Here is a 6,448-nt window from a genome sequence, read left to right on the forward strand (position 1 = left end):
GCAAGAGCGTTTTGCTTACTTTTGCGCTTTTCAAAAGTGAGCCGCTGTAAGAGCGGAACCAATATCAGCCGTTACCAAAAAAACGGATATGTACTCCGAGCCAAAAGCCGGACCAACTTCAACGTCTTCTGTGGTCACTTATGGAAAAGTCAAAGCTTCGCAAAACAGGAATGGCCCTGGCCCTGGCAATCGCCGCCGCCCTGACCATCTACACCGTGCAGGCCCCGGCAGACGCGCCGCAATACCTGACCGCCACCGCCGAACGCAGTGACATCGAAAACGCCGTCCTGGCCACCGGCTTGCTCGAAGGCGTCAAACAGGTCGACGTCGGCGCCCAGGTCTCCGGCCAGCTCAAGTCCTTGAAGGTAAAGGTCGGCGACAAGGTCAAGAAAGGCCAATGGCTCGCCGAAATCGACCCGTTGATCCTGCAAAACACCCTGCGCAAAGCCGAGGTCGACGAAGAAAACCTCCAGGCCCAACGCCGCGCCACCGCGGCTCAACTCAAGGAAACCAAATCCGTCTACGAGCGCTACCAGGGCCTGCAAGAGGACGAATCCGTGTCCCGCCAGGACTTCGAAACCGCCGAATCCAACTACGAAGTGCAACGCGCCAACCTGATGTCCCTCGACGCCCAGATCAAAAGCGCCCACATCCAGATCGACACCGCCAAGATCAACCTGGCCTACACCCGCATCGTCGCGCCAATCGACGGCGACGTGGTGGGCATCGTCACCCAGGAAGGCCAGACCGTGATCGCCAGCCAACTGGCGCCGGTCCTGCTCAAGCTCGCCGACCTCGACACCATGACCGTCAAGGCCCAGGTCTCCGAGGCCGACGTGATCCACATCAGCCCCGGCCAACAGGTGTATTTCACCATCCTCGGCGAGGCCGACAAGCGCTACTACGCCAAACTGCGCGGCACTGAACCCGCCCCGCAAAACTTCCTTGAAACTCAGACCGCCGGCACCCCCAAACAAAACACCGCGGTGTTCTATAACGCGCTGTTCGACGTACCCAACCCCGACCACCGCCTGCGCATCGCCATGACCGCCCAGGTGCGCATCGTGCTCGACACCGCCAAGGCCGCACTGACCGTGCCGGTGGCCGCACTCGGCCCGCGTAATGCCGACGGCAGCTTCCCGGTACGGGTGCTGGACGCTAAGGGCAAGGCCAACACGCGGCAGGTGCAGACCGGCATCAACAACAACGTCAAGGTGCAGATCCTCGATGGCCTGGCCGAAGGCGACAAGGTGGTGATCGGCGATCCATCGCCCGCCGTGGCGGGGGGCTGATTGATGACTCAGCCACTGCTGGAGCTTAAAGGCATCGTGCGCAGTTTCATGGCCGGTGACCGCGAATTCATTGCCCTCAAGGGCATCGACCTGACTATCCATGCCGGGGAAATGGTGGCGATCACCGGGGCCTCGGGTTCGGGTAAATCCACCCTGATGAACATCCTCGGTGGCCTCGACTACGCCACCGCCGGCAGCTACAAGATCAATGGCATCGAAACCCGCACCCTGGGGGATGAGCAACTGGCCGAACTGCGCCGCGACTACTTCGGTTTTATCTTTCAGCGTTACCACTTGCTGGCGCACTTGAGCGCGTTGCACAACGTGGAAATGCCGGCGATTTATGCCGGTACGCCGGAAACCGCCAGGCATAGTCGGGCAGGAGAATTGCTGGCGCGACTGGGTTTGTCGGGGCATTTGACCCATCGGCCGAGCCAGCTATCCGGCGGCCAGCAACAGCGGGTGAGTATCGCCAGGGCCTTGATGAATGGCGGGGAAGTGATCCTCGCCGACGAACCCACCGGCGCCCTCGACACCCATAGCGGCAAGGAGGTGATGCGCATCCTGGCCGAGCTGCATGCCGCCGGGCACACGGTGATCATCGTCACCCATGACCCGAAAGTTGCGGCCAATGCCCAGCGGATCATTGAGGTGCGCGATGGCGAGATCGTCAGTGACCGCGCCAATGAGAGCGTCGGCCTCGACCTGCCCATCGAAGCCCCCATCGAGCCCAAGCGCAGCGGTGCGCGCAAGTTGGTGGCGAGCCTCGGGCTGTTCAAAGAGGCCTTCAACATGGCCTGGGTGGCGCTGATTTCCCATCGCATGCGCACCTTGCTGACTATGCTTGGCATCGTCATCGGCATCACCTCGGTGGTGTCGATCTCGGCCATCGGTGAAGGTGCCAAGCGCTATGTGCTCAAGGACATCCAGGCCATTGGCAGCAACACCATCGACATCTTTCCCGGCAAGAGTTTCGGTGACAGCCGCGCCTCGGCCATCGAGACATTGTTGCCGTCGGATGTGGAGGCGCTGAACCAGCTGTATTACGTTGACAGCGCCACGCCGGTGGTGGGGCGCAACCTGTTGTTGCGCTACGGCAACATCGACCTGGATGCCCAGGTCAATGGCGTCAGCGACCGCTACTTCCAGGTCAAGGGCCTGAAGCTCGAAGCCGGGATTACCTTCAGCGAAAGCGACGCCCGGCGCCAGGCCCAGGTGGTGGTGATCGACCACAACACGCGCCATCGGTTGTTCGGGCCCGGGGTGGATCCGTTGGGCCAGGTGATCCTGGTGGGCAGCCTGCCGTGCACGGTGATCGGGGTGACGGCGGACAACAAAAACATGTTCGCCGCCAGCAAGGCGTTGAACGTGTGGGTGCCGTATGAGACGGCAGCGGGGCGGCTGTTGGGCCAGCGTCATCTGGACAGCATCACCGTGCGCATCAAGGACGGCCAGCCGAGCAAGGTGGTGGAAGAGAACGTCACCAAGCTGATGTTGCAGCGCCACGGCACCAAGGATTTCTTTACCAACAACCTCGACAGCATCATGCAGACGGTGCAGAAAACCAGCCGTTCCCTGGCGTTGCTGCTGTCGTTGATCGCGGTGATTTCGTTGTTGGTGGGGGGCATCGGGGTGATGAATATCATGCTGGTGTCGGTGACCGAGCGCACCCGTGAGATCGGGATTCGCATGGCAGTGGGCGCACGGCAATCGGATATTCGCCAGCAGTTCCTGGTGGAAGCGGTGATGGTCTGCCTGATTGGCGGGATGATCGGCATCTCGCTGTCATTCGCCATTGGCTATCTGTTTTCGTTGTTTGTGAAAGAGTGGGAAATGGTGTTTTCCCTGGGGTCTGTGGTGACGGCGTTTGCGTGTTCGACGCTGATCGGGATTGTGTTCGGGTTTGTGCCGGCGCGGAATGCGGCGCGGCTGGATCCGATTGAAGCCCTGGCCCGGGATTAATCTGGATAGATAATCAAAATGTGGGAGCTGGCTTGCCTGCGATGGCGGTATGTCAGCTTATAGATATGCTGGCTGACACACCGCCATCGCGGGCAAGCCCGCTCCCACATTTGTCCTGCGGTGTTCTAGAGCGTTGCGTTTTCTTCTGTGGCGTACATCCACCGCATCAACGAATGCCGTCCACTGATGCCCATCTTGATCGCCGCCCGCTTGAGGTAGCTCTCGATGGTGTTGACCTTCAGCGCCAACTGCTCCGCCAGTTCCGGGGCGGTACGCCCGGCCAGCAACCCCACGCACACCTCCAGCTCACGGCTGGACAGGGCCAGCCCCGATTGCGCGAGGCGTTCTTCAAAGCGCCGGCGCAAGGTGTCGATGCCTGGTTGCTGCGGCACTTCACTGTCGGGGCCGCAGGGTTGCAGCGCGCTGATGTGCTTTTCAACCATCGGCAGCAGCAACGAGGAGAAGTCTTGCAGGATGATCCGTTCCTGCTGGGAAAAGCTTTCCGAGGGGTTCGAGCGATACACCGACAGCACGTAGCTGACGTCATCCTTGCGCCGGGTCAGGTGCAACTGTGCGGCGGCCTGGGCTTCGTCGAGTCCGGGCACCGTGTCGGTGTACACCGGGCTGATCCCCATCATTCGCGAACTGCCGGCCTTGCGCGGGGCGTGTTCCCTTGGACTCACGGGCATTTGGGTGATGTGCGTGGCGTCGACTGCCAGTTGGGTGAGGATCAGGTCATGCAGCATGCGCGGGAAATGTCGGCTGCCGGTGCTGGCGATGACTTTGCCAATGTGGGGGAACAGGTGTGAGTTCATCATTTCATCCATGAGTTTCAAGGAGGGCGGCGTACAGGGCAGTGATCTCCATGACTGCCGCCTCGTATGCTAGTACAGGCTTTCGCAAACGGGCCAATGAATGGATCAAATTTTTTGCAGTGCGGGGCGCAACGGGAAAAGCCCGACCTTTTCAGGCCGGGCTATTGGTAAACGTCGCGCCTGCGTGTGAATTTACCTCAAGCGTGATGAACGTTTTGCTGCACAACCCTGGATTTCGGTTTCAGGGCACAGGCGTGCAGTGCCTGCTCAACGTCCACCAACAGATCGGCGACATCCTCAAGACCCGCCGAGAGCCGTACCAACCCTTCGGAAATCCCGTGGTGGGCGCGTTGTTCCGGGGTGTAGGTGGAGTGGGTCATGCTGGCCGGGTGCTGGGCCAGTGACTCGGCGTCTCCCAGGCTCACCGCCCGGGTGAACAGCTTGAGGGCGTTCATGAACCGCCGGCCCATCTCGATGCCGCCCTTGAGTTCAAACGCGATCATGCCGCCGGATTGTTTCATCTGCCGGGCGGCCAATTTGTATTGGGGGAAGGAGCTCAGGCCGGGGTAGGTCACCCATTCCACTAAGGGATGGGCCTGCAAGGCTTCGGCGATGGCCAGGGCGTTGCTGCAATGACGGTCCATGCGCAGGGCCAGGGTCTTGAGGCCGCGCATCAACAGGGCCGCGTCCTGGGGCGACATCACCGCGCCGGTCAGGTCCTTGAGCCCTTGCAGACGAATGCGCTGGGCCAGGGCCTGGCTGCTGACGGCGATGCCGGCGGTGATATCGCCGTGGCCGCTGAGGTATTTGGTGGCCGAGTGCACCACCACGTCGGCGCCCATTTCCAGCGGGCGTTGCAGGTAGGGCGTGCAGTAGGTGTTGTCCACCACCACGGTGATGCCGGGTTGTTGGTGGGCGATTTCGGCGACGGCGGTGATATCCACCAGTTGCAGGTTGGGGTTGGCCGGGGTCTCGAAATAGATCATGCGTGTGGCCGGGTTGATGGCCTCGCGCAGGGCGGCCAGGTCGGTGAGGTCGACGTGGCGCACCTTGATGCCGAACTCGCCGATGCCGTGATGCAACAGGGCGAAGGTGCAGCCGTAAAGAGTCTGGCTGACGATGATTTCGTCACCGGGGCGCAGCAGGGTCCAGAACGTCGCGGCAATCGCGCCCATGCCGGAGCTGAAGGCCACGGCGGCTTCGCCGTTTTCCAGGGTGGCCATGCGCGATTCCAGCAGGGCCAGGGTGGGGTTGGAGATGCGGGTGTAGAAGTGTCCGTTCTCTTCACCGGCAAAGCAGGCGGCACCGTATTCGGCGGTGGGGAAGGCGAAGGTGGCCGACAGGTATATCGGCGGCACAAGGGCGCCGTGGTGGTCCTGTGGGTCGTAGCCGTGGTGGATGGCACGGGTGGAAAAGCCGAACGTATTGTGTTTATTTTTCATGGTCGGACGCTCCTTATTTCCTACAATGCTATGCTTATAACGGCGGCCGAACGTTCCATAGTTTGCTGGGAAAACCCGGTAGATTGGGATGAAAAACAATAAAAATGACGTTTTGAGGCAAGATATGCCCATTCATCTGGATCGGACTGACAAGGCACTTTTAAACGCATTGCAGGGCAATGCGCGGTTGACGGTGGCGGAGTTGGCGGAGCGGGTGTCGCTGACCACTTCGCCGTGTTGGCGGCGGGTGAAGAACCTCGAGGACAGCGGGGTGATTGGGGGTTATCAGGCGATCCTGTCACCCAAGGCGCTGGGGTATGGGGTGACGGCGTTTGTCAGCATCATGATGGACACGCACTCCCGCGAAGTTGCCCGGGCGTTTGAGCAACGGTTGCTGGAGATTCCCGAGATTGTGGCGTGTCATAACGTTTCGGGGCGGTATGATTTTTTGTTGGAAGTGGTGGCGAAGGATCTGGAGTCGTTTGGGGAGTTTGCCCGGGAGGTGTTGCAGAGCTTGCCGTGTGTTAAGGAGATTTATTCGAGTTTTTCTTATAAGTCGGTGCGGCCGTTGCGGGTGATTCCGTTGCCGGAGTGATTGACTGTGTACATATCCGTTGCTGCGGTAACGGCCACTTATGGTTCCGCTCTTACAGCGGGTCACTTCAAAATCAAAAGCAGATCAAAAGCACGCAGCCTCGCTGGCGCTCGACAGCTGCTACGGGCGGGATGGCTCTGTTTTTCTGTGGGAGCTGGCTTGCCTGCGATGCAGACAACTTGGTTTTTCAGATACACCGAGGCGATTCCATCGCAGGCAAGCCAGCTCCCACATTTGACCGTGCCCGCTTTAGCTTTTGATTTTGCTTCACCACACTCAAGCCGGCCGGTAGGCCGCTGTGCTCTTGCTGTTGATCTTGATCTTAGGCGCCCCGTTAAACCA

Annotated in this window: 5 protein-coding genes and 1 pseudogene; 3 read left to right on the forward strand and 3 right to left on the reverse strand. The window is 60.4% G+C overall.

Annotated features, from left to right (window positions below; all coding sequences use genetic code 11):
* Positions 1-140 precede the first annotated feature (140 nt).
* A complete protein-coding gene (macA, locus tag K0H47_RS28690; RefSeq protein WP_177072255.1) occupies positions 141-1,292 on the forward strand; it encodes a macrolide transporter subunit MacA in 1,152 nt (383 codons plus the stop codon).
* Between the two features lie 3 nt (positions 1,293-1,295).
* A complete protein-coding gene (locus K0H47_RS28695; protein WP_219273998.1) occupies positions 1,296-3,254 on the forward strand; it encodes a MacB family efflux pump subunit in 1,959 nt (652 codons plus the stop codon).
* Positions 3,255-3,379: 125 nt separating this feature from the next.
* Here the strand turns inward: K0H47_RS28695 and K0H47_RS28700 are convergent, their stop codons facing one another.
* Positions 3,380-4,081, reverse strand: coding sequence for a helix-turn-helix transcriptional regulator (locus tag K0H47_RS28700; RefSeq protein WP_219273999.1), 702 nt, complete (start codon positions 4,079-4,081; stop codon positions 3,380-3,382).
* Positions 4,082-4,266: 185 nt separating this feature from the next.
* Complete coding sequence (locus tag K0H47_RS28705; protein ID WP_219274000.1) at positions 4,267-5,511, reverse strand: methionine gamma-lyase; 1,245 nt, start codon at positions 5,509-5,511, stop codon at positions 4,267-4,269.
* A gap of 124 nt (positions 5,512-5,635) precedes the next feature.
* Here K0H47_RS28705 and K0H47_RS28710 point away from each other — a divergent pair, with 124 nt between their 5' ends.
* Positions 5,636-6,106 carry an Lrp/AsnC family transcriptional regulator gene (locus tag K0H47_RS28710; protein ID WP_063028813.1) on the forward strand — a complete coding sequence of 157 codons (471 nt, stop codon included), beginning with the start codon at positions 5,636-5,638 and terminating at the stop codon, positions 6,104-6,106.
* A gap of 62 nt (positions 6,107-6,168) precedes the next feature.
* Here K0H47_RS28710 and K0H47_RS28715 read toward each other — a convergent pair.
* Positions 6,169-6,448, reverse strand: a pseudogene (locus K0H47_RS28715) (hypothetical protein); the annotation flags it as partial.

The sequence above is a fragment of the Pseudomonas sp. Xaverov 83 genome, assembly GCF_019352905.1.
Classification (GTDB): Bacteria; Pseudomonadota; Gammaproteobacteria; order Pseudomonadales; family Pseudomonadaceae; genus Aquipseudomonas; species Aquipseudomonas yamanorum.

Excerpts from the sequence above, each read along its gene's own strand:
- macA (WP_177072255.1), top strand. The coding sequence starts at position 141 with ATGGAAAAGTCAAAGCTTCGCAAAACAGGAATGGCCCTGGCCCTGGCA.
- K0H47_RS28695 (WP_219273998.1), top strand. The coding sequence starts at position 1,296 with ATGACTCAGCCACTGCTGGAGCTTAAAGGCATCGTGCGCAGTTTCATG.
- K0H47_RS28700 (WP_219273999.1), bottom strand. The coding sequence starts at position 4,081 with ATGGATGAAATGATGAACTCACACCTGTTCCCCCACATTGGCAAAGTC.
- K0H47_RS28705 (WP_219274000.1), bottom strand. The coding sequence starts at position 5,511 with ATGAAAAATAAACACAATACGTTCGGCTTTTCCACCCGTGCCATCCAC.
- K0H47_RS28710 (WP_063028813.1), top strand. The coding sequence starts at position 5,636 with ATGCCCATTCATCTGGATCGGACTGACAAGGCACTTTTAAACGCATTG.